We start from the raw sequence: 21,500 nt of genomic DNA, 5'->3' as shown, positions 1-21,500 counted from the left end.
CGGCCCTTCCATCTAGTCCGTGCAGGACCGCGAGCGGTCCAGCTCCCCGACGGAGCTGTGTGTTCAGGCGCCTTCCGGGTGTGTCCAGCGGTCACATCAAAGTGTGACGCACATCAAATTTGGATCCCGTAGGCATATTTTCTACATCACGATCGCGGCCGACGCCACCCTGGGCGACCGTCCAGTTTCCGTTGGTGGCAGGTGTTTCGGCGGCCTACGCCCTTTCGCGGAACGCACTGCCACGCGCCCCGATCGGCGACCTTCCCCTGGTCACACGGCGTGTCCTGGGCTTCGCCCGCTCCGGAACGATCACAACCGTTCGGTCGGCCGGCACGCGAAGACGGCCGGCCGAAAATCATCTGTTCGACCGGGCTCGGCACCACGATCCACGGCGGGTTCGGACCGCCCCGGCAACGGGCCGGAGCCGAGTGTTCGGCCAGTAGCCTTTGTGCGGCAGGGTCGGGGCGGGTCCACGGGTAGGGAGGGTCACGCCATGCGCACGCGGGCCCGCGCTCCTGCGCGGCGGGCGCGCTCGATCTCGTGGCGCGGATCCACCGGCCGGCCCGGCGATCGCGATCGTCACCGGCGCCCGCCGCTCGGGTACGACTCGGCGGCTCCCCTCACCAGTCAGGCCCCGGAAAGACGCCCCCGGGATCACATCGCGTCGCCGCCTGACGATGCTCCCTGCGCGGAACGTCGAAGGGCTCGAGCCGGCTGGCGTCACACCGACACTCTCGACATCGCCGTCAACTCGAAGGTACGATAGGTACGTAAATTTGGTACGTACCCGGTGGAGGATTGAATGGCCGCAGACGTCCTTTCCGCAGCCGGCGCCGCCCACGACCCGAGCGACGCTGCTGCGACGGTCGAGGCGTATGCCGCCGAGATCGCCGCGACAGGCGCGGATCACGCCGTTCGCTCGAACCTCACACTGCTCACAGCAGCCCTCCACAAGGTCGGCGGCCACCCGGCCCTGGCGACACGACGCAGGGCCGCCCGCGCGGTAAGCCCCGCTCACGACGATCTTGTCGCGGTGTTCACAGAGCTCGGCATGACCACGCTGACCGAGCAACAGCGCCTCCAACTTGCTCAAGACCTGATCGGAACCGTGACCGGGCGCACCGACAGCCCCCGCGAACGGGCCCGCGCGACCGGACGCGAGTCGATCCTCGACTCCTTCGAGCACCTCGACTCGATGGACATTTCCCACATCCTCGCCCCCACCAGCGCACCGACGCGGAGCGTGGCGCAGAAACGCCGGAAGGCCGGCGATCTGATCGGACTGCCGGTCGGCACCCGCCCGGACTACCGGTACCCGGCCTTCCAGCTCGACCGCACACAGCACCGCATCCACCCGCTGGTCAGGCACGCAAACAAGCACCTCGACGTCGACCACGACCCGTACGGTGCGGCGAGCTGGTGGCTCACCCCCACCGACATCCTCGACGGCCGCACCCCGCTCGAGGACCTCGAGGCCGGCGACCTCACCGAGATGGCGATCGACAACGTCCTCGACACCGCCCGCCGGGGCATGTGACCGGGTGCGCACCTACAACGGCGGACCCGCGCACGCCCATGTCATCCCCGCGGGCACCGAGCTGTGGCGCGTCCACCGCACCCACAGCAGTCACCCGGCGAACTCGTTCAACTCCACGAATATCGCGCCGCTCGTCAACCCCCGCGGGATCGACCTGCGACGGGAGCGGATCCCGAGACAGGGCCGATTCGACCCGGTCCACGACGACACGCTCTGCTCCGGTGGGTCGTCGCCGGGCGGGTACCTGTAGGTAGGTCTGACGGTCGGGGCGGTGGTCGCCGAGGGCATTCTCCGGTCCGCCGACATCCCGAAGTCCGGAATCCTGTCTGCCGCAGCACTGATCGAACTGTCGTTGACCCGGATGGTCCTACAACACGAGGTGACGGTGGCGGTCCTCGACACCCAGGCCGGGCTCGCCGCGATCAACCAGGACACCTCACTGACCGGACGCACGTGGCGCGAGTACGGCAGCAGCCGCGCCACGTGCACCGCGATCCTCGTCGGAACTCCCACCGCGCAGGGCGTTCTGTACCGGTGCCGCAACGGGTTCGACGAGCGGTCGCTGCTGCTGGTGGAGCGGGGCCATGCACCGGAGATCAAGGTCGTCGACACCGGCGAACTGCGCCGGCCGGGGTGGGCACGCGATCTCGTGGAGGAGTCGCTATCTGCCGACTTCGGCGTCGTCCTCGACGCCCCCGACGGACCCGCCGACCGGTAACGGCGTTACGACATCAATTGCGCGTCAACAGCCTCTCCCGTTTGACGACCCTCAGACCGGACAGCAACCGGCGGGGTCGGACTCGATCGCCGCCTGCCCGACCACCCCTCCGAGTGTCCAGTTCACACGGCCTGCATGTTGGTCCGGGTTAGCTGACCCATACCGGAATATCCTGTCCTCGAGCACTGTGCGCAGCGCTCGCACTCCAGCTCATCGCGATCGATGCGACACCAAAACCGAGCTGGGACAATGTTGTCGTCTCGACGCCGGACCCGAGCTGTGGTCGCACCGCGCGGAGCAAGGACGAATCGAGGTCGCAGGAGGATTGCCCATGACCCGCATCGACGTGCAGATCACCACCACGGATGGTCAATGCCCCGCCACCATGCACCTCCCCCACGGTGACGGGCCGTGGCCAGGGGTGCTGGTGTTCCCCGACGCCGGCGGTGCACGCGAAACCTTCCGCGTGATGGCCGACCGTCTCGCAGACATGGGCTACGTGACCCTGCTACCGGATCCGTACTACCGCTCCGGCGACTGGGCGCCGTTCGACATGGCCACCGTGTTCACCGACGACGAGGAGCGGGCCCGCCTCCTCGGCCTGGTCGGCACGATGACGCGGGACCGGATCATCGCGGACACCGGTTCCTGGCTGGACTTCCTTCTCACGCGGCCGGAGGTCACTGGTTCCCGGGTCGGAACGACGGGCTACTGCATGGGGGGGCCGCATGTCGCTGATCACCGCGGGTGAGCACCCTGAGAAAGTCGCCGCCGCCGCATCGTTCCACGGCGGCCGGATCGCCGTCGCGGACGACCCGAACAGCCCCCACCTCGCGGCGGGCCGCATCAGCGCCGTCGTGTACGTCGCCGGCGCGCAGGACGACGCCTCCTTCACCCCCGAACAGGCCCATCTGCTGGACTCGGCGCTGTCCGAGGCCGGGGTCCACCACACACTCGAGATCTACCCCGCGCACCACGGCTTCGCGGTGTCGGACAACGCCACCTACGACCCCGACGCCGCCGCCCGGCACTGGAAGGCCATCGAGAACCTGTACAGGGCCAACCTGCCGGGCTGAATTTCGGGCAACACCCTTCGATGCCACGGAAGCCCACTCGATCCCAGGGCACTACACACAACGAAGCTCCCGTACCGCCTGAACTCCCGCGCTAACCCCGCCGCCCACTGGACCTGGTGCACCACCTGCCAACACCGCGGCTGCCACACCCACAGCGACGCAAAAGCCGTCCGCAAACGCCACCCGGCGAAAAGGCCTGGCGTTTACCCGTGCGTGCACACCCCGGGCCTGTTCGACATCGGCCACCACCCCGACGCCTGATCAACGGGGCGATCGACCGGGACCGTCTACGAACGCAACGCCGATACAGAACGCCGCAGAGAGGGCCAACATCAGATCGCGGTGACCACGCACGAGGTCGCTGCCACGCGTACAGCGGGCAACACTTCTGAGGAGCCGCTCGATAGCTCAGTGCCACAACAGGATCACGAAAGTGCGACAGATCCGGTTTCAACGAGCGCCATCACCGGCACTATGGGCGGCTTGTTCCGCCGAATGCTCAGCCTCCCCTGTTCACAGCAGCCATCGTGCTCAATCGGACAGGTGAACGCGGCGCGCGCTGCGAGGCGATTTCGAGGCGGATGTCACAACCGCGCGCCGAGCGGTGTCTTCATGTCGACGGATGGCCCGGAAACCGAATCCCGGCCGTCGACGATCTCAGGAGGACACGATGACCACACAGAGCCGCATCCCACCGACCGAGCTCACCGGACTCTTCGGCACGGTCGTGAAGGTCGCCGCCCGCCGGATGCTCGGCCAGGTACCGGACGCGATGGGCGTGCTCGCACACCATCCCGCGCTCATGCGGGCATCGATGGGCATCGGCCGCAAGATCGAGGCACTGGACGAACTCGACCGCAACCTCGCGAGCTACGCGGTGATGTCGACGGCGGCCTACCTCGGCTGCAGCTGGTGCCTCGACTTCAACTACTACAAGGCGCACAACGACGGGCTCGACGAGGCCAAGGCGAGGCAGGTGCCGAACTGGCGCGAGGCATCGGAGTTCACGCCACTCGAACGCAACGTCATGGAGTACGCGGAGGCGATGAGCCAGACACCACCCGCCGTCACCGACGAGTTGTCGGCCGCACTCCTCGACGAGCTCGGCCCCGCCGCGCTGGTCGAACTCACCGCCAAGATCGCCTTCATGAACATGAGTTCGCGCATGAACCTCGCCCTCGGCATCCGCTCGGAGGGCTACGCCGACGCCTGCAAGCTGCCGCCCCTGGCGACCACGGCGGCCGGGTCTGCGTCTGCGCCTGCGTCGACGTCCGGGGCTGGGCCGGTGTCGTCGGAGGCCGCGGCCAAGGTCGTAGGCTCGTCGTCGTGACCGATGACGCGTTCGTCACCCACCGCAACCTGCTCTTCACCGTCGCCTACGAGATGCTCGGGTCAGCGGCCGACGCGGAGGACGTGCTGCAGGAAGCATGGCTGCGGTGGGACGCCGTCGACCGTGCCGAGATACGCGACGAGCGCGCGTACCTCGTGCGGATCGTCACGCGCCAGGCACTGAACCAGCTACGCGCGATCTCGCGTCGGCGCGAGTCGTACGTCGGGGAGTGGCTGCCCGAGCCGCTGCTCACAAGCCCGGATGTCGCGGACGACATGGCACTCGCCGAGAGCGTGTCGATCGCGATGCTGACGGTGCTCGAGACGCTCGGGCCGACCGAGCGCGCAGTGTTCGTGCTGCGCGAGGTGTTCGACGTGTCGTACGACGAGATCGCCGATGCGGTCGGCAAGACGCCTGCCGCCGTGCGCCAGATCGCCCACCGCGCGAAGGAGCACGTCGCCGCGCGGCGACCGCGGATGACAGCCGATCGAGCCGAACAGGAGGCGGTCGTCGCCCGTTTCGTCGCGGCGGTGAACTCGGGCGACCTGCAGGGCCTCATGGATGTGCTCGCACCTGATGTGGTGTCGGTCGCCGACGGAGGCGGCTTCGTGCGCGGCGCGGCACGCCACCCGATCGTGGGCGCCGACAAGATCACCCGCTACCTGATCGGCGGCCTCGCGAAGCTCGGCCTGCCGTTCGAGGCGCGGCCCACGTGGGTGAACGGCCATCCGGCGATACGCGGCGAGGTCGACGGCGCGCTCGCCGGCGCCATCAGCTTCGAGATCGAGGGCGGGCAAATCACCCGCATCTTCTCTATCGCGAACCCGTACAAGCTCGGCCGGCTCGACGAGGAGGCGCAGCTGGCACGGTAGCGCACCTCCGCCGAAATGGGTGGTACGTGGCCGACCTCGCCGAGGCGATCAATGCCGTGTTAATCGCAATGCCGCGTGGTTACTGACCGTTTCAGAATGAGTTCGGCGTGGCAGATGGCGTGACTCGGGGGTTTTGGGCAAGGTGCGGGCGGTGTCTGTCGATCTTGTTCCGGATGATCTGTGGGAGCGGGTGGCTCCGCTGCTGCCGCCCAGGCCTGCCCGCCGCTACCGGTAACGAGTCTGCCGTATCGCCGGACCCGCTGACTCTCATTGGGGGCTGCGGGCCGCTGCGTCAGTGAGACTCGCACCTTCGTCCACCAGTGTCGTCCGGGACGAGGTGTCCGGGACGAGGTGTCCGCATGGGGTCGGTCCCCTCCCCGGCCGGCTCGCGACCGTCTCGCCGAGGCGCCATAGGTTCGTCAGACTTCTGTTAAGGCTTGCGGCCGAGTGCATTTCAGGTACTCGACCTTGACGACACCGCCTTCAGGGCTGAGAACCGTTAGGTGGCTCGACGGGGGAATCGACATTGTGGAGGGCGTCGACAGTCGATGTTGGGATCGCTCCGTCGACAAGCGAGTACCGCGACGGCGGGCGGGGTTGGGTCTGCCGCTCCCCCTGCTCCACAGATGGCGCGCCCCGGCCTCGAACTGGCCGCCGAACTCGACGACATCGCCGTCGACGATCAGGACCAGGACGAGTTCCCGCCCATCGCGCCGGGCCGCCTGCCCCACTCGTGACACGATCGCCCGTAAGTCGTCGCGGGCATCCCCGAATTCCGCAGCCTGTTGACTGTCCAGGGATACGCCGCCACGACAATGGATCACCTTCGCCGGGGCCGTCGAACGGAGGTGGGACGGACAGCGCGCGATCACCACCGTCCGAGACAGCGAATTCCGCCTGTTCAGCCGCAAACGGCAACGAGGCCACCAACTCCTACCCCGAACTGATTGAAGCGCTCTTCGACGGGAAATCACCGGGCCCACACACCGTTCAGCTGACCGTCCCGCTAGGTCAGCGTGCGCAGAACGCGCCGGATGCCGCTGCAACCAACGTAAGGGTCTGCTGGAGGCTGTAACCATCAGATGCCTGCTGGTACTGATCGGCAAGGAGCAACTGGGCAGTTCTCCGGTCCACGCCTTGACTCATGGCGATCGTCAACGATTCGCATGCAGTCCTACCGAGCTCGATGACTCGGGACCGGCTGTTGTACGGCACGCCCTCCTCGTCGAGAGTCGCGATGTAGGCCGATTCTGCAGCCACAGACCGGATCTCCGCATCGGTGAAAGTCGGATCCGACTCCACCAGGTATGGATCCGGTGTCTCAGTGGTGGTGAACACCTCCGTCATCGTCGGATCCGCCACCACTGACGGGTCACCCGAATCAGAACCTCCACTGACGACCACGGTGACAACCAGGACCACACCGGCCACAGCCGCGATGGCAAGCGGCAACCGCCACGGCTTCACCCCAGTCCTTGACGTCACGTTGACGCCGGCTGCCAGTACGGCGGCTTGTTCCCGTGCCTTGCACGCATCAGCGGCCCTCTGCCGTGACTCGCACTGCCCACAGAGCTCGTGCCGAGCGATCGCCCACGCATGGCCGCAGCGCGCGCACTTCTTGGCCTCGGTCACCAAACCCTCCCGTGTTCCCCTGCCCGCCCTTGTGACCACACGCGGTCACCGTGTACGACAATCGACCCACAGGCTTCGGTGTTACCCAAGCGGGCCGTTGCAGTGGCAGGGCCGGTAAGAGCGACTATGGCATTCCCAGGCGGAGTGTTCCACGTCCACCGACATCACCGCGTTGCCAGCTCGTTCGGAGCGCCGACATTTTGGCCGCCAGTCTCGTCGCCGATTGTGCTTGCGGGAACATACAGGCGGGTACGTTCATGAGATGGAGACCATCAATCTGGGTAAGACCGATGGGCTGCCCCCGGTGGACTGGGCCGCCGTCGTCGAGACGCTCGATGCGGGGGCGGCGCCGGGTCCAGATGCAGTGAACTCCCGCACGACGTGGCTGTCCACCGTCAACGAGGACGGCAGTCCGCACGTGACTGCGGTCGGTGCCCTCTGGGTGGACGGCACGTTCTGGTTCCAGACAGGCTCGGGTACGCGCAAGGGGCGCAACGTCGCGCGCGATCGCCGATGTTCGGTGGCAGTGTCGATCCGCGGCGCGGATGTCGTGCTCGAGGGTGACGCGGTGCGGGTAACCGAGCAGGGCGCGGTGGCGCGCATCGCGAAGGCGTGGGCGGACCAGGGTTGGCCGGCGGAGCCGGACGAGAGCGGGTCGGGCATCACCGCCCCGTTCAACGCGCCGGCGCAGGGGCCGCCGCCGTGGAACGTGTACCGCATTGAGCCACGCTCGGCGATCGTGACCTCGACAACCGAGCCTGGCGGCCTGACCCGCTTCCAGTTCTGACACGGTCCCGCACGACAACCGCCGCCCGAGACGATTGCACGGACGTCGCCCAGACTTCCCGGGGGCCCCGCGGGAACTCACGCTCGACGGCGTTGCCGGCGAGACCACACCTGACCGACAGGTCGTACGGTGTCGCGATCCGCGGCCGGTCCGTCTCCTCCAGCAAGGTGCTCGCGCATCACCCCCGCGTAGATACACGCAGTGCGGCGGGTCGCCGACGGGCTCGTCGTGCCCGTCCTGTGGTTCCAGACAGGCGTATTCGGCGGTGGAGATCCCCCGCACACGCGGACCGGGCACCACGCCGGACAGTGGTGGGGCCATTTCAAGCCGTCACACCGTCACCGAGCAAGGCTCGGTTGGGTCCAACCCGAGCCGCCCGGGTGGGGCCGGATCAGTTTGACCGAACCAGGCGCGCGATGCGGGCCAGCGGCTACTTTCCGAACGAGCAAAATCCATCCTCAAATACCTGCATCTGGCGATCCCGGCCCTGGACCCGACTGGGAAAGGAAGCGCACGATGGACAACTGACGGCCTGACCCTCGACTTTCGAAGCGGGGCCGAGGCGATTCCCAATGCCGGGGCCAACCCCTATTTGCGGTCCCCACCCTCGCCACCCGGTTGCATAACCTCGGCGATTGCACTGCTCCTCACGCCACACCTGGCTTACCCCTGAATCGTGTCATGGTGCCGCCAGTGAACTAGCGTCCCTGCCGTGGCGCAGGCGAACGAGAACAGCTTCGGTGCCGTCCTGCGGCGTCTGCGCACGTCCCGCAGCCTGACCCAGGAGGAACTCGCCGAGCAAGCCGGTCTCTCGGTGAAAGCCGTGAGCGCGCTCGAGCGCGGGGAGCGCAAGCGGCCCTACCCGCACACGGTGCGGGCACTGGCCGCCGCGCTCCACCTCGACGACGCCGACCGCGCCCTCCTCGGCGCTGCGGTTCCCGCGTCCGCGCGTCCCGCCGCTCGCAGCGCGGGCACCTGGTCGGTGACCGCGCCGCCGACCGACCTGATCGGCAGGGACGGCGACATCGAGCGCATCGCGGCGCTGGTGTCGTCCGGCAGGCGCCTGATCACGGTCACCGGACCGGGCGGCGTCGGCAAGACCCGGGTGGCGTTCGCGGTTCTGGAGCAGCTGGCTCCTTCCTACGACGTCGCCGTCGCCGTCGACTTGGCCCTCGTCCGCGATCCGGCGCAGGTCCTGCCGCAGCTCGCCGCCGCCGCCGACCTGCCCGAGCGCGGCGCGGGCGGTGTCACCGGCCGGCTGGTCGCCGCGCTCGCGGGCCGCCGCGCGTTGGTCTTCCTGGACAACTTCGAGCACCTCCTCGACGCGGCGCCCGCGGTGGCCGACCTGCTGACCCGGTGCCCCGGGCTCGTGCTGCTGGTCACGAGCCGCGCCGCGTTGCGCGTCCGGTCCGAGCACGAGGTCGGTCTCGGCCCGCTGCCCCTCCCCCGGAGCGACCGGTACGACGACGTGCGAACTGCCGCGGCGGTCCAGCTCCTCCTGGACCGCGCCACCGCGGCGGGAGCCGATCTGACGCTCGACGCACACAATGCCCCGGTCCTGGCGGCCATCTGCCGTCGCCTCGACGGGCTGCCGCTGGCGCTGGAGCTCGCCGCGGCGGGCGCGCGGCTGCTGACCCCGGCGGCGCTGCTCGCTCGCCTCGAGGTCCACGGGGCGCCCCCGGGGCCGCGTGACCTCGCGGAGCGCCAGCGCACGATGACGGCCGCGCTCGGCTGGAGCCTCGACCTCGTCGCCCCCACCGACGCCGCGGTGTTCGAGCAGCTCGCGGCCTTCTCCGGCGGCTTCACCCTCGATGCGGCCGCCGCGGTGACGGGGATCGCCGACGTGCTCGCCCCGCTGACCGTGCTCGTCGACCACTCACTGGTCGCCCGCAGCGCGCCGACCGATGACCAACCGCGCTTCCGGCTGCTCGAGCCGGTGCGGCAGTACGCCGGGCAGCGACTCGTTGCCGCCGGGGGTGCGGCGGCCGCAGCCGATCGCCACGCCCGGTGGTTCCACTCCAGCGCCCTCGCCGCCGGCCCGCGGCTGCGCGGTCCGGATCTGCGGGTCGAGCTCGACCGGCTGGAGGCCGATCACGCCAACGTGCGCTCGTCGTACCTGCGTCTGCTCGAACTCGACCGCGACGACGATGCCGCGGAGCTGGCGGCCACCCTGTGGCTCTACCTCGCTCTGCGAGGGCATGCCCGCGAGGGGCTCGAGTGGCTGGACCGGGCGAAACCGCCGGCCTCCGACGCTGTCCGGGCCAGGGGACTGATCGGCCGGATGGGTCTGCTGTTCGCCACCGGTGACATCACCCGGATGCGGGAGGTGGCCGACGCCGTGGTCCCGATCGCCCGTCGCGTCGACGAGGCCGGCCTCGCGGCCGAGGCGGCGACGCTGGCAGGGCACGCCGCGGTCTTCGTGGGAGCGCTCGACGAGGCCCGCGACCTGCTCGACGAGGCGCTGGCGGGCGCCTCGGGAGCCGGCCTGACGTGGGTCGAGGCGCACACGCTGGTCGCGCTCGGTCAGCTCGCACTGGTCCGCAGCGACCTGGACGAGGCTGACCGGGTGCTCGGCCGTGCGCTCGAGATCGCACGGAGCCTCGGTAACGACTTCACCCTCGCCACCTGCCTGACGCGCAGGGCCACGGTCACCGCTCTCCGGGGTGACATCGCCGGCACGGCAGCCCTGCTCGGCGAGTCCATCACCCTGTCGCTCGACGCCCGGATGAGCTGGCCCCTGAGCTACGCGTTGCCCGCCCTGGCCGGGGTCGCCGTGCGGCTGGACGAGCCGCGGGCCGCTGCCACACTCCTCGCTGCGTCGGCGTCCCTGTCGGTGACCGACGCGGTCGACCCCCGGTTCCCGGTGTCCCGCGAGCTCGCGGCGCAGGACCTCGCCACCACGCGCAGCCTCCTCGGCGACGACGCCTTCCAGGCGGCCTGGAACGCCGGCCGCGCCGCAGCAGCGCCCGAGCTCGCCGACCTGGTCGCCGGGCTCACGCGGCGCGCACGCGGGTGATGTAGCGCCGGTACTGACGGGCGCCCATGGTGCGCAGGATCAGACGCACCGGGGCCGGCAACTGCGCCAGCATCCGGCCCCGCTCGTCGGCGTCGGCCTCCTCGAGGATGGCACCGAACATCAGCGGGAGCTGCCGGGTGGACATCGCATCGCGACCGTGGTCTCCGAGGCTCTGCCACTCCTCGCCGGTGATGTGTCGCGACACCAGCGGCAGGATCTCCCGCTCCTCGAGCTCGAGGTGCTCGAAGAGCGCGGCCGCCAGGTCGTCGACCAGCTGCGCGAGCTGCTCGCCGCCGATCGACGTCGGGGCCTGCGCCCAGACGCCACTCTGCGTCCGGACCTCCTCGGTGCGGCCGTCGACGAGCTCGTGCTGGTGCTGCATCGTCTCGACGAGTGCCGTCGACGGGGCGGCACGCACCTGCAGCAGCGGCCACAGCACCGCGTCCTCGCCGGTGTGATGCATGTGCAGCCCGTCGAGGATCAGCGTGAGGTGCTCCGCGACCAGCGCGGCCCGCGCCGTATCACCCTCGGCGACAGCCCGGATCAGCTTCGGCAGCGCGGTGAACTCGCGCCGGAAGGCGCGGTGGATCACGACCATCTCGTTGACGTCGGGGCGGGACTGGGTGGTGGGGCTGACGACCTTCATGTTGACCTCCAGGATGGGTGTGTTCGGTACACATCCAGCCTGTGCGGCGCAGCGCCCGGCGCCCAGCCACGCGACCCCCACGCTGCCCCCACAGTTCGCCGCTGTGGCTGTCGCCCCGCCGGGCTTCCGACCGACGATCGGGCCGTACGGCGACCGCGAGGGTCGCCCGAGCAAGGAGCCGTCCATGCCGACCACCACCGCCACCACCCCCGCCACCGCGACCACCAGCGCCGTCCCGCGGGTGCTCGCGGCCGCGTTCACACTGTCCGCCGTCCACACCGGGTACGCGGCGATCGCGGGCATCGCCGACCCGACCTTCACCATGACGACACCTGCCGCCTGGCTCTTCTACGCCGTCGGATTCGGCTCGGTGTGGCTCGCCCGGCGACAGCAGGCCTGGGCCCAGGTCGGCGTGCTCGCCTACCTCGTCGTCCTGCTGGCGGTCAGCGTCTTCTACTACCCGACCACGTTCACGGCGGAAAAGCAGACCGTGTTCGGCTGGTTCGAGAACGACGTCTACGTCGGACTGCTGATGATCGCGACGTACCTCACGGTCGGCCGGATCCGGTCATCGCTCTCAGTGCGCTGACCCCCTGGGACCGACCTCCGCGAGCTCCCGCCATCTCGTCCGCAGCCGCCGCCAAACTGGCGAGCCGCCTCGGTCATCAGCGCCGACCCGGTCACCAGCGCTCTGGACGGACACGGCGCAGTGGTCGTCGTCGACCTCCGCACGCCATCAACTGCCCGGACCGCATCCTGGCACTGCTTCGCGGGCACCTGGACTGGATGCGGATCACCCGCCGCAGGACCGCCGCCTGGGTGAGTGCGGGCGCGTTCGCGGCGATCGGCGGCGCCGTGGCCCCCGCGCCCCCGCGGGACCAGCTCGCTGACCACACCCCGGCATCGTCCGAGCCGCCGCCTGCAACGTCGACCCTTCCGACGACCACGTCGGTGAATGCCTCGACGAACGTGGCCGAACCGACGACCTCCCAGCCGACCCCGATGGCGGCACCGGCACCGGTTGCATCCGCCGACACCCCCGATGCCGCGACCGCCGCACAGGACAGGCTCGAGACGTTACCGGTCAAGGGGCGCGCCCCGATGACCGGATACGACCGGAAACTATTCGGACAGACCTGGTCCGACGACGTCACCGTCGACGGCGGACACAACGGCTGCGACACCCGCAACGACATCCTTCGGCGGGACCTCCGAGAGATCACCCTCAAACCCGGAACGAACGGATGCACCGTCGCCACCGGAGTGCTCGACGACCCGTACACGGGCACCACCATCGCCTTCACCCGCGTCGAGGACACGTCGAACGCTGTGGAGATCGACCATGTCGTCGCCCTGGCGGACGCCGGGCATAAGGGCGCCCAGCAGCTCGACGAACGCACCCGCCGTGACTTCGCCAACGACCCCCTGAACCTGCAAGCGGTCGACGGGCCCACCAACCAACGCAAGGGCGACGGCGACGCCGCGACCTGGATACCCCCGAACCCCGCCTACCGATGCACGTATGTCGCACGACAGATCGCCGTCAAAGCCACCTACAGGCTGTGGGTGACCGCACCGGGGTCATGGTGCGCGTCGTCAGGCCCGGTCGATCTCGTGGTGCGGATTCACGCCGGCCAGTTCGGCGATGGCGATCTTCACCCACGCCTGCTGCTGGAGTGCGGCGCGACCGGCCTCCGACCCGAGCGACTCCCACGCCTGCCGCCACCGCGGCGACCCCAGGCGACAACCCGATTGACAGCTCCGTCGCGACGGTAACGCACAGGGCTAGGTCGAACAGCGGCAGCTCGGACTGCGTTCACGGGCGCCCACCCTCTTGTCGTGCGTCCTGTGTCGAGAACAGTGTGCGCCGGAGGCCATGTGCTCCGGGTCGATTGGGCGGCAATCGATCGACCTACCGGGATGCAGCAACCCACGCGCCAACCGCCCACAGACGGGCGGCACGAAATGCCTTCGGAGCAACCGATTTCTACCGATCCCATCTAAACGGCACGTTGTGGGGGCATACTCACATCGTCTCGACTCGCGACCGTCACACCACCGGACAGATTCGCTGCCGACTCCGACAGGAGGCGCCGCTTGACGTACATGGGATCGCCTTACCACCCAACGTGGTTGGACAATCTGGCCGACGACGTCACCCTGGAGGCCGCAGCGATGGACGGCTCCGCGCATGGCGCCGATGATGTTCGGACCATCCTCACTTCGGCCCGCCAGCTCTACCACGACCAGCAATTCAACTACGCCGGCCCGTGCGGCGTGGACAGCTTTCTCGAAGACTACTCCAGTTCGGTCCGCGGCATGCCCACCCATGTGGTTGTCCTGGTCACCCTCAACTCAGCCGGAAAGACGCAGCGTGTCGTGGTCAACCACCGGCCACGCAGCGCAATGCTGCAGTTCTCGCGCCTGATGCTGGAGAAATTCGCCGGCACCCCGTACGCGAAGTACTGGCACGGAACCCCCTAGCAACAAACGCACCCGACAGGTAGCCGTCAACAGTCGGCCAGCGAACGGGCACGGATGGAGGTCAGCGTGGCGTCGACATATCAGGGAAAACCGTACTACCCGGCGTGGCTCGACAACCTTGCCGACGATGTCACCGGTGAAGGCCCTGCGTGGGACGGAGCCATCCAGGGCGCACAAGCCGTCCACGAGGTCGTGGTGGCAGCCCGGGAAATATACGAGTTCCAGGACTTCCGGTACGCCGGCCCGTGCGGCGACAACAGTTTCCTCGAGGACTACGCATCGGCGGTGCACGGCGCTCCGCTCTGCGTCGTCGTTCTGGTCACATTCAACGCTGACGGAAAAGCCCAGCGGCTGATCGTCAACCACCGTCCGCGCAGTTCCGTGTTGGAGCTCTCCCGGGCGATGCTGGAAAGGTTCATCGGGACACCGCTAGCCAAACACTGGGAAGGCACCCCGTAAGGCGGCGGGTATGGCTGATCCCTTATACCTGATCACCGGCGCCGGCGGTGGTACCGGAGGTGTCAGCACACAGGTTGTCGAGCGACTGCGCACTGGCGGGCACCGCGTTCGGGCGTTGGTGCACCGAGACGACGCGCGAGCCAACCCGCTGCGCGCACTCGGCGCCGAGGTGGTGGTCGCGGACCTGACAGAACCCCGCGACGTGGTCCCGGCGATGGAGGGCGTCGACCGCATGTTCTTCTCTATGAGTGTTTCACCGGACTACCTCACGGCCACAGCCGTAATCTGCGACGCCGCAAGAGAAAACGGCCACCTCGAAGCGGTGGTCAATATGTCCCAGATGACCGTCTCGCAAATGACCCTGACGAGCGAGGGCGAATCCCACCAGCATCGTCTGCACTACCTCGCCGAACATGTCATGAACTGGTCGCAGATCCCGGTCGTGCACGTCAGGCCGACTGCTTTTCTGGACAACCCGATCTTCACCCGGTTCGCCGCACCCTCGTTGCGGGAAAACAACCTGCTTGCCCTACCCTTCGGTGCAGGACGAACATCACCGATCGCCACCAGCGACGTAGCCCGCGCAGTCACACTAGTGCTCCAGAATCCCGCGCCGGCCATCGGCAACATCTACGAACTGACCGGCCCGACAAGCCTGGACATCGACGGCCTGGCCACCGAATACACCCGAGGCCTGGGCCGACCGATACGTGGCGCCGACATCTCCCATGAAACCTGGGTCGAAAACGTACTCAAACCACTCGGTCTACCCGCCCACCTCGAACAGCACCTGGCCACTATGGCGCTGCTACACCGAGCTGGACGCTACGACCGCGCGACGGATGACATGGAGAAAATCACCGGACAGCCCGCGTCAACGGTCGGTCAATACATCACCGAACACCCCGAACTGTTCGGTTGAGGTCGTACCGTGCCATGAACCGCTCCCCCGGTGTTCTCGTCGCGCCTGGAGGAGGTGCGACGCCAGATCCGGGTGTGCCCGCCCGCGGCGAGGATCACCGCGTCGGCCAGGATCAGGTACCGCCCGCCGTCGTCGAGACCGAACCCGTACGCACCGAACACCACGTTGTCGCGCACCAGAATTCGCGTGACATAGCAGGTGCCGACGATCCGGATCCGCAGCTGCGCGGCCCGATTGCCATGACGTCGTCGTCGGCCAACGCCGGCGAATTGGATACATCGACCACCACATTCGCATCCTGGAGCACCTCCTTCAGTCCTTCGCCGGTGAGGGTGTTCACGCCGGCCACCTCCGCCGAGGCCGGTGAAGTGTGAGCGGTCCGGAGAATCGTCGACCTCGGTCAACGCCTCAGAGTTGCGGTACTTCTTGGCGTTTGAGCGGATCACCGCGGGCGGTATCAGGTGGTCCATGCCCCCGCTGATGAACAGCAGCGGGGCACGGTCGTCCAGGTCGTAGTCGACCCAGGTCTCCTGATGCCCCGGCTTCCAGTTCGCTATCAGGCCGTACGACCACACCCAGCTGCCGGGCGCAGGGATGTGGAGACGGTCGTAGGCCGCGTCGGACTCCTCACGGCTACAGGTGTTGGCAAACGCGTAGTGGAACTGCTCCTTGGTGAAGCCCACTGCCCGGTGCCGGTTGGCCGGGTTCGACAAGACCGGGAACAGGGACTTGATCTGGAACGGCGGATTGACCCGCACGCCCTCGGGTGGCGCCGAGTCGATCGTCACGGCCGCGGCTCCCAGGCCGCGGTTGACCAGGAGCTGGGTGAAGGTCCCCCCAAAGGTTCTCCGCCATGGCCGCCCAGGATGACTCGAAGGCATACACGCTCTCGGGCCACGGGCTCAGCAACAGCGCGGCGGGACCGCGGTTCTCGCTCTCGGCATACCGGATCGACAGGCCGTCGACAGTGATGCGCTGCGGATCGATGGGACTCGTGCTCATGATTCTCTCCTTGCGATGCGCGCCTCGTTGTGGGCAACTCCGACAGTCCTCGGGGCAGGCAGCGCTCGCACCGGTGGTGATCCCTGGCCCGTCCCCCGGGGTTCCGCGCACGCCTCCCCCGGACACTGGCCAACGATCGGGACGTCCGAGTCAGCTACGTCCTCATTCGGCGGCGTACGCGGGAAGGTGTCGGGCCAGCCAGTCGGTGCGGGTTCGGCGGGCCGTGGCCGATATCTGCGCCTGCGGGTACAGGGTGTCGAAGCCGTGGAAGCCGCCCGCCCAGACCTGGAGTTCGGCCTGGCCACCGGCCGTCCAGATGCGGGTGGCGTAGTCGATGTCCTCGTCGCGGAAGACTTCGGCGGAGCCAGTGTCGATGTAGGTGGTCGGCAGGCCGGAGAGGTCGTCGGCGAGCGCGGGCGAGATGTACTGGGACACCTCGTCGGTGGTGAGGTCGCCCAGGACTGCGCGCCATCCGAACTCGTTCATCTCGCGGGTCCAGACGCCGGGAACGCCGGCGTACTGGTGGCTGGACGTGCTGGTGTTGCGGTGGTCGAGCATGGGGCAGACCAGTACCTGCGCGGCGATCGCCGGGCCACCGAGGTCGCGGGCCCGCAGGGTGACACCGGCGGCCAGGCCGCCACCCGCGCTGACGCCCGCGACGACGATCCGCGCGGGGTCGATGTCCAGTTCGGTGGAGTGTTCGGTGACCCAGCGCAGTCCCTGGTAGCAGTCGTCGACGAGGGTGCTGCCGGTGGCCTCGGGTGCCAGCCGGTAGTCCACCGAGATGACGACCGCCCCGAACTCGTCGAGCCAGTCCAGGGGTATGTCGATCTGCGAGAAGCGGTCGCCCATAACCATTCCACCGCCGTGCATCCAGTAGATGCAGGGTGCCGGCGAGATGCGGTCGGGGTTCGCAGGGCTGAAGACGGACAACGGCATCGGTGTGCCGTCCTCGGCGGCCACCGTGATCTCCCGCCGGTCCACCTTCCGGTCGGCGAGAAGGGACTCGACAGGCGTCGAGGGGAGCCGGCGCAGCTCGGCGAGAACTTCCTGGCTGAGCTCGGACATCAGTGGCATGTCGGCCAGGAGCTCGCGCAGTTCGGGGTCCAGGGCGGGTCGTGCCAGGGTCATGGCCGTAGGCCTCTCTCGGTGGTGTCGGACGGTTGGACGGGTGGGTTTCGTTCCGCGGGATCAGAAGTCGGCCTTGCCGCAGACCGGGACGTAGTCGGTGTATTCGGACTCCGTGGCCAGCAGTGAGCCGATCTGCGCCACGATGGCCTGTGCGGCTTCGCCGGCGAAGATCCGGTGGTGGTCCTCCTCGCTGGTCCAGCCCTCGGTGACGTGGACGACGTCGGGGTCGGACGCGGAACGCGAGACGAGGTAGACGACACAGTGTTCGCTCGCGCCGGGTCTGCCCTCGTTCAGGCCGTTCAGCAGCACGTCGACCAGCCGGTCACCCGAGCCGGGCTTTGCGGTCAGGGTGGCGTTGAAGCCATAGTTGGCGATCATGGTGTATTCCTGTCCAGCTCTGGAAATGGGATGGCTCCATTGAACCGGCCTGACCTGTGGAAATGTTAGAACGATGCTCGCTACTGCTTGCACAATCCTCGCGATCACGGGAGCTGGCGGTGCCAAACAGTGCTGCAATAGAGGCATGTACCTCGACGAGCTCCGCACCTTGCTGGCCCGGCATACCCGCCCCGACCGGACCACGGCCATCGACGGCGTTCTGATCTCGAAGATCGATCGTTCGGATCCGCCGACACCGTCGATGTCCGGCACGGTGCTCGCCGTCATCGCCCAGGGAGCCAAACGTCTCGCGCTGGGTGACCGGGTCTACGAGTACGGGGCGGGCCAGTACCTGGTCGCATCCGTCGACCTGCCCGTCACCGGACAGTTCACCCGGGCCGACCCCGAACAGCCGGCGCTGGGCTTCGGTCTCACGCTGGAGCCGTCCGCGGTTGCCGAACTGCTGCTGCAGGCCGGCCCCGGAGACATCCCCCGCGACGGTGGGGGTGCGCCGTCGGCGCTCGCCGTCAGCGACGCCCCGCCGGCACTGCTCGATGCGGTCGTCCGGCTGCTACGCCTGCTCGACGAACCCCACGACCGCGCCGTGCTCGCCCCGCTGATCAAACGAGAGATCCTGTGGCGCTTGATCACCGGGGAACAGGGCGCGACCGTGCGCCAGCTCGGCCTCGCCGACAGCGGCCTGGCCCACGTCTCCCGTGCCGTTCGCTGGATCCGCGAGAACTACGCGCAGCCCTTCCGGGTCGAGGACGTGGCCCGCCTGTCCGGCATGAGCGTGTCCGCCTTCTACCGCAACTTCCAGGCGGTGACCGCGATGAGCCCCATCCAGTTCCAGAAACAGCTTCGACTCCAGGAGGCTCGACTGCTGCTCGCCACCCACCCGGGCGACGTCACCGGAGTCGGCCGCCGCGTCGGCTACGACAACCCGTCACAGTTCAGCCGCGAGTACCGCCGCCAGTTCGGTGCACCTCCGAGCCGGGACGCGGCCCGCCTGCGCGACACCGCCCGCACCCCGGCAGGCGTCCTGGCCTGACCGTGGGAGGATCATGCAAGAACAAGGTCCGATAGTTCTACTGATTGCACTGGTCACAGCGATTCAATGGGAAGGTCAGCAGGTCCGCCGGAGCAGGAAGATGTCTTTCCGATCCGCGGATCCCACCACATCCCAAGGATCGCAACATGAAGACAGTTCTGATCACCGGCGCCTCGTCCGGATACGGGCGGGCGATCGCTCGTCACTTCCACTCGCAGGGGTGGAACGTCATCGCCACGACGCGCACCCGGCCTGCGGGTGTCTTGCCCGAGTCGGGCCGGCTCCGCGTCGTCGAGCTCGACGTGACCGAGCCCGAGACCATTGTCGCCGCGTTCGAAGCCGCGGGGTCCGTCGACGTCCTGGTGAACAACGCAGGCGTTCCGTCGATCGGCGTGTTCGAGGGGACTCCCATGGCCCGCGTGCGGGAAGTATTCGAGACCAACACGTTCGGCGTGATGGCGACGACGCAGGCGGTGCTGCCACAGTTCCGCGAGCGCGGCTCCGGCGTGGTCGTCAACGTGACCTCCAGCGTGGTACTCGGACACATGCCGCTCTCGGCTGTCTACAAGGCGAGCAAGATGGCCGTCGAGGGATTCAGTGCATCCCTCGCGCTCGAGCTCGCTCCCTTCGGGGTTCAGGTGAAGGTGGTCGAGCCGGGCGCCTGCCTGACAACGAACTTCGCGGCCCGGGCGACGAACGGCGGGCCGGTGGACGAGCTCGTCCCGGAGCCCTACGCACCGTGGGCGAAAAGTGTCATGCACGACTTCGCGAGCCAGGACCTGTACACCAAGGAGAGCGACGTCGCCGAGACGGTGTGGCGGGCCGTCCACGACACGACCGGTCTACTGCGTTTTCCCGCCGGCGCCGACGCGGTCCGACTCGCCCAGGCGAAGTGAGCGCGCAAAGCGGCACGGTGGCACCGCGCTGGCGCCACGAGTTGGCACTTCACACAGCACCGACCCGGCGCAGCACCCCCTCCGGGTCGTAGCGCGCGGCGAGTTCGCGGACGCGTTCACCCGTCGCACCGGGGAACGCCCGGTCGAACGTGACAGGGGAGGGGGAGACTCGAAGTTGCGGTAGGCGCCGACCGCGTGCGCCCGCAGCGGGTGTGCGGCCTCCTCGAGGTCGTCAGGGCCCCAGGGCGGGAACATGGTGACCGTGACGAGCACCTCCGCCCCCCGATGCGCGTACGCGGTTGCATCGGATGCGGTGTCGTTGGCAGCCACCGAACGCGTCGTCCTACACACCTACGAAGGCGTCATGTGGGATCCACCCACTGCGCTTCCAGACGATCCCACACGAGCCGAGCATTCCACTCGGGGTGCCCGGCACCGCGCGAAGACACAAACATAGTTGGTGACGCGGTAGGAGCACAGCCGCCGTAGTGCTCGACGAGGAGCCCCGGCGGGGTCAGCCTCCCGGTTGACCGGAGCGGCTGGCGGCTCGTAAGGCGCGGATCCGCACAACGGTGGGGTCGGCGGAGACCAAGCCACCATCACAGCATTCATGCAAGGAGCCACCCCCGGCGAAACCTGCCCCAAACGCGGTGCACGTCCAACCCAGCGAGCAGGACGCGCTCTCTCCCCCTGACCCAGACGCTCATCAGCAACTTCACCTATCTCACCGCAACAGTCGTCGTCTTCTACTTCGGTGCGGACACGTGTCAAACAAGTGGTCCAGATTCGCGGGCGACAGGCGACGCCAGCGGCGATTCCGGGTTGCCAGCGGAAGCGACCGGTCCTCACGACCAGGACAACGGAACCTGACCACCGAATGCCGGTGCCCGGCCCGTCTGCCACGGCCACCTGACCCCACGGAGTGGAGCCGCCCAGAGCCGGCGAGCCCGGAGCACGCCACAGCTGACAAGGGGACCAAGTGGCCCTGGCGGACGCGCAGGCCGATCTCCATCGGCTGGGCCACCGCCCTGTCCACCGTCCACCGTCCACCGCCGAGCGTGAGTTGTGCCCCAGGGCCACTGACCGGGCATCTTCCGGCGTCGTCACCGATGGCCGGATCGGCCGGTGTACCGGCAGGGTGTCCTCGGCCAACACCAACCTGTCCTCGTCGAGTTTCGCGCACTCGGCCCTCGATCGCTCCCTTACCGCCCGTGCATCGAGGTCGGTGTGGCGACGCCAGCTGGTCAGGCACCGGCAGCGGTGACCACCGCATCGGTGACGAAGCCCAACACCACGCCGAGCAGGATGCCCCAGGCCACCAGTTCCTTCATTCCGCTCTTGCGGGCAACGGCGAGCAGCTCGATGACCACGTAGAGGATCGATCCGGCGGCCAGAGCGAGGAATCCGATCGAGAGGGTGTTGTTGGTGACGTGCTGACCGACGACGGTACCCAGGAACGTGGGACCGCCGGCGATCAGACCCAGCAGGGCCAGCCGGCCCCAGGATGGCCGCGTCCCGGCGGCGGCGAGCGGGGCGACGATGCCGAAGCCTTCGGTCGCGTTG

The 21,500-nt window shown here is 68.4% G+C and carries 19 protein-coding genes and 2 pseudogenes; 15 read left to right on the top strand and 6 right to left on the bottom strand.

The window, feature by feature from the left end; genetic code table 11:
- Window positions 1–802 precede the first annotated feature (802 nt).
- From ABD951_RS04890 to ABD951_RS04865, 6 genes and pseudogenes are all read left to right on the top strand, one after another.
- Window positions 803–1,537 carry a hypothetical protein gene (locus ABD951_RS04890; RefSeq protein ID WP_345342622.1) on the top strand — a complete coding sequence of 245 codons (735 nt, stop codon included), beginning with the start codon at window positions 803–805 and terminating at the stop codon, window positions 1,535–1,537.
- Between the two features lie 4 nt (window positions 1,538–1,541).
- Window positions 1,542–1,787 (top strand): hypothetical protein, encoded by a 246-nt coding sequence (locus tag ABD951_RS04885; protein WP_345342621.1) that lies wholly within the window; start codon window positions 1,542–1,544, stop codon window positions 1,785–1,787.
- A gap of 21 nt (window positions 1,788–1,808) precedes the next feature.
- The gene (locus ABD951_RS04880; protein WP_345342620.1) at window positions 1,809–2,255 is read left to right on the top strand and encodes a hypothetical protein; all 447 of its coding nucleotides are present in this window, start codon (window positions 1,809–1,811) and stop codon (window positions 2,253–2,255) included.
- 331 nt (window positions 2,256–2,586) lie between these two features.
- A pseudogene (locus ABD951_RS04875) lies at window positions 2,587–3,331 on the top strand (dienelactone hydrolase family protein).
- 670 nt (window positions 3,332–4,001) lie between these two features.
- Window positions 4,002–4,661: a carboxymuconolactone decarboxylase family protein gene (locus ABD951_RS04870; RefSeq protein WP_345342619.1), complete on the top strand. Its 660-nt coding sequence runs from the start codon at window positions 4,002–4,004 to the stop codon at window positions 4,659–4,661.
- Window positions 4,658–5,533, top strand: a complete 876-nt coding sequence (locus ABD951_RS04865) for an RNA polymerase sigma-70 factor (RefSeq protein ID WP_345342618.1) — start codon at window positions 4,658–4,660, stop codon at window positions 5,531–5,533. The genes ABD951_RS04870 and ABD951_RS04865 overlap by 4 nt, the downstream gene beginning before the upstream one ends.
- Before the next feature lie 1,011 nt (window positions 5,534–6,544).
- Here ABD951_RS04865 and ABD951_RS04860 read toward each other — a convergent pair.
- Window positions 6,545–7,165: a DUF732 domain-containing protein gene (locus tag ABD951_RS04860; protein WP_345342617.1), complete on the bottom strand. Its 621-nt coding sequence runs from the start codon at window positions 7,163–7,165 to the stop codon at window positions 6,545–6,547.
- 262 nt (window positions 7,166–7,427) lie between these two features.
- Between ABD951_RS04860 and ABD951_RS04855 the strand changes: the two genes are divergently transcribed.
- Both ABD951_RS04855 and ABD951_RS04850 read left to right on the top strand, forming a co-directional pair.
- Window positions 7,428–7,952 carry a pyridoxamine 5'-phosphate oxidase family protein gene (locus tag ABD951_RS04855; protein ID WP_345342616.1) on the top strand — a complete coding sequence of 175 codons (525 nt, stop codon included), beginning with the start codon at window positions 7,428–7,430 and terminating at the stop codon, window positions 7,950–7,952.
- Between the two features lie 712 nt (window positions 7,953–8,664).
- Window positions 8,665–10,968, top strand: coding sequence for an ATP-binding protein (locus ABD951_RS04850; RefSeq protein WP_345342615.1), 2,304 nt, complete (start codon window positions 8,665–8,667; stop codon window positions 10,966–10,968).
- Here the strand turns inward: ABD951_RS04850 and ABD951_RS04845 are convergent.
- Window positions 10,946–11,614: a hemerythrin domain-containing protein gene (locus ABD951_RS04845; RefSeq protein ID WP_345342614.1), complete on the bottom strand. Its 669-nt coding sequence runs from the start codon at window positions 11,612–11,614 to the stop codon at window positions 10,946–10,948. The genes ABD951_RS04850 and ABD951_RS04845 overlap by 23 nt on opposite strands.
- A 184-nt stretch (window positions 11,615–11,798) precedes the next feature.
- On the opposite strand from ABD951_RS04845, the gene ABD951_RS04840 reads away from it, so the two are divergent.
- The 5 genes and pseudogenes from ABD951_RS04840 (at window position 11,799) to ABD951_RS04820 (ending at window position 15,479) form a co-directional block, all read left to right on the top strand.
- The gene (locus ABD951_RS04840; RefSeq protein WP_345342613.1) at window positions 11,799–12,203 is read left to right on the top strand and encodes a hypothetical protein; all 405 of its coding nucleotides are present in this window, start codon (window positions 11,799–11,801) and stop codon (window positions 12,201–12,203) included.
- Between the two features lie 197 nt (window positions 12,204–12,400).
- Window positions 12,401–13,186, top strand: a pseudogene (locus ABD951_RS04835) (HNH endonuclease family protein); the annotation flags it as partial.
- A 561-nt stretch (window positions 13,187–13,747) separates the two neighbouring features.
- Window positions 13,748–14,098, top strand: a complete 351-nt coding sequence (locus tag ABD951_RS04830; protein ID WP_345342612.1) for a hypothetical protein — start codon at window positions 13,748–13,750, stop codon at window positions 14,096–14,098.
- 54 nt (window positions 14,099–14,152) lie between these two features.
- On the top strand, window positions 14,153–14,557 hold the full coding sequence (locus ABD951_RS04825; protein WP_345342611.1) for a hypothetical protein: 405 nt from the start codon (window positions 14,153–14,155) through the stop codon (window positions 14,555–14,557).
- Window positions 14,558–14,567: 10 nt separating this feature from the next.
- Window positions 14,568–15,479 carry an NAD(P)H-binding protein gene (locus ABD951_RS04820; protein WP_345342610.1) on the top strand — a complete coding sequence of 304 codons (912 nt, stop codon included), beginning with the start codon at window positions 14,568–14,570 and terminating at the stop codon, window positions 15,477–15,479.
- Here ABD951_RS04820 and ABD951_RS04815 read toward each other — a convergent pair.
- The 3 genes from ABD951_RS04815 to ABD951_RS04805 all read right to left on the bottom strand — a co-directional run bounded on the left by ABD951_RS04815 (window position 15,443) and on the right by ABD951_RS04805 (window position 17,990).
- Window positions 15,443–16,267, bottom strand: a complete 825-nt coding sequence (locus ABD951_RS04815) for a hypothetical protein (protein WP_345342609.1) — start codon at window positions 16,265–16,267, stop codon at window positions 15,443–15,445. The genes ABD951_RS04820 and ABD951_RS04815 overlap by 37 nt on opposite strands.
- Before the next feature lie 376 nt (window positions 16,268–16,643).
- Window positions 16,644–17,612, bottom strand: a complete 969-nt coding sequence (locus ABD951_RS04810; RefSeq protein WP_345342608.1) for an alpha/beta hydrolase — start codon at window positions 17,610–17,612, stop codon at window positions 16,644–16,646.
- A 60-nt stretch (window positions 17,613–17,672) separates the two neighbouring features.
- Window positions 17,673–17,990 (bottom strand): putative quinol monooxygenase, encoded by a 318-nt coding sequence (locus tag ABD951_RS04805; protein WP_345342607.1) that lies wholly within the window; start codon window positions 17,988–17,990, stop codon window positions 17,673–17,675.
- Window positions 17,991–18,135: 145 nt separating this feature from the next.
- Here ABD951_RS04805 and ABD951_RS04800 point away from each other — a divergent pair, with 145 nt between their 5' ends.
- Both ABD951_RS04800 and ABD951_RS04795 read left to right on the top strand, forming a co-directional pair.
- Complete coding sequence (locus ABD951_RS04800) at window positions 18,136–19,041, top strand: AraC family transcriptional regulator (protein ID WP_345342606.1); 906 nt, start codon at window positions 18,136–18,138, stop codon at window positions 19,039–19,041.
- 146 nt (window positions 19,042–19,187) lie between these two features.
- On the top strand, window positions 19,188–19,937 hold the full coding sequence (locus tag ABD951_RS04795) for an SDR family oxidoreductase (protein ID WP_345342605.1): 750 nt from the start codon (window positions 19,188–19,190) through the stop codon (window positions 19,935–19,937).
- Window positions 19,938–21,181: 1,244 nt separating this feature from the next.
- On the opposite strand, the gene ABD951_RS04790 is transcribed toward ABD951_RS04795, so the two are convergent.
- The coding region (locus tag ABD951_RS04790; protein WP_486374949.1) for a ZIP family metal transporter at window positions 21,182–21,500 on the bottom strand (319 nt) is incomplete at its 5' end.

The organism is Rhodococcus olei (assembly GCF_039540555.1).
In the GTDB taxonomy this organism is placed as follows: domain Bacteria; phylum Actinomycetota; class Actinomycetes; order Mycobacteriales; family Mycobacteriaceae; genus Rhodococcus_G; species Rhodococcus_G olei.
The sequence above is the reverse complement of the archived record's forward strand: the minus strand, read 5'-3'. Positions and strand labels throughout refer to the sequence as shown.

What these genes read in the sequence shown, in the direction of transcription:
- ABD951_RS04870 (WP_345342619.1), top strand. Translation starts at nt 4,002, where the DNA reads ATGACCACACAGAGCCGCATCCCACCGACCGAGCTCACCGGACTCTTC.
- ABD951_RS04855 (WP_345342616.1), top strand. Translation starts at nt 7,428, where the DNA reads ATGGAGACCATCAATCTGGGTAAGACCGATGGGCTGCCCCCGGTGGAC.
- ABD951_RS04810 (WP_345342608.1), bottom strand. Translation starts at nt 17,612, where the DNA reads ATGACCCTGGCACGACCCGCCCTGGACCCCGAACTGCGCGAGCTCCTG.
- ABD951_RS04820 (WP_345342610.1), top strand. Translation starts at nt 14,568, where the DNA reads ATGGCTGATCCCTTATACCTGATCACCGGCGCCGGCGGTGGTACCGGA.
- ABD951_RS04840 (WP_345342613.1), top strand. Translation starts at nt 11,799, where the DNA reads ATGCCGACCACCACCGCCACCACCCCCGCCACCGCGACCACCAGCGCC.
- ABD951_RS04845 (WP_345342614.1), bottom strand. Translation starts at nt 11,614, where the DNA reads ATGAAGGTCGTCAGCCCCACCACCCAGTCCCGCCCCGACGTCAACGAG.
- ABD951_RS04805 (WP_345342607.1), bottom strand. Translation starts at nt 17,990, where the DNA reads ATGATCGCCAACTATGGCTTCAACGCCACCCTGACCGCAAAGCCCGGC.
- ABD951_RS04825 (WP_345342611.1), top strand. Translation starts at nt 14,153, where the DNA reads ATGGAGGTCAGCGTGGCGTCGACATATCAGGGAAAACCGTACTACCCG.
- ABD951_RS04890 (WP_345342622.1), top strand. Translation starts at nt 803, where the DNA reads ATGGCCGCAGACGTCCTTTCCGCAGCCGGCGCCGCCCACGACCCGAGC.
- ABD951_RS04800 (WP_345342606.1), top strand. Translation starts at nt 18,136, where the DNA reads ATGTACCTCGACGAGCTCCGCACCTTGCTGGCCCGGCATACCCGCCCC.
- ABD951_RS04795 (WP_345342605.1), top strand. Translation starts at nt 19,188, where the DNA reads ATGAAGACAGTTCTGATCACCGGCGCCTCGTCCGGATACGGGCGGGCG.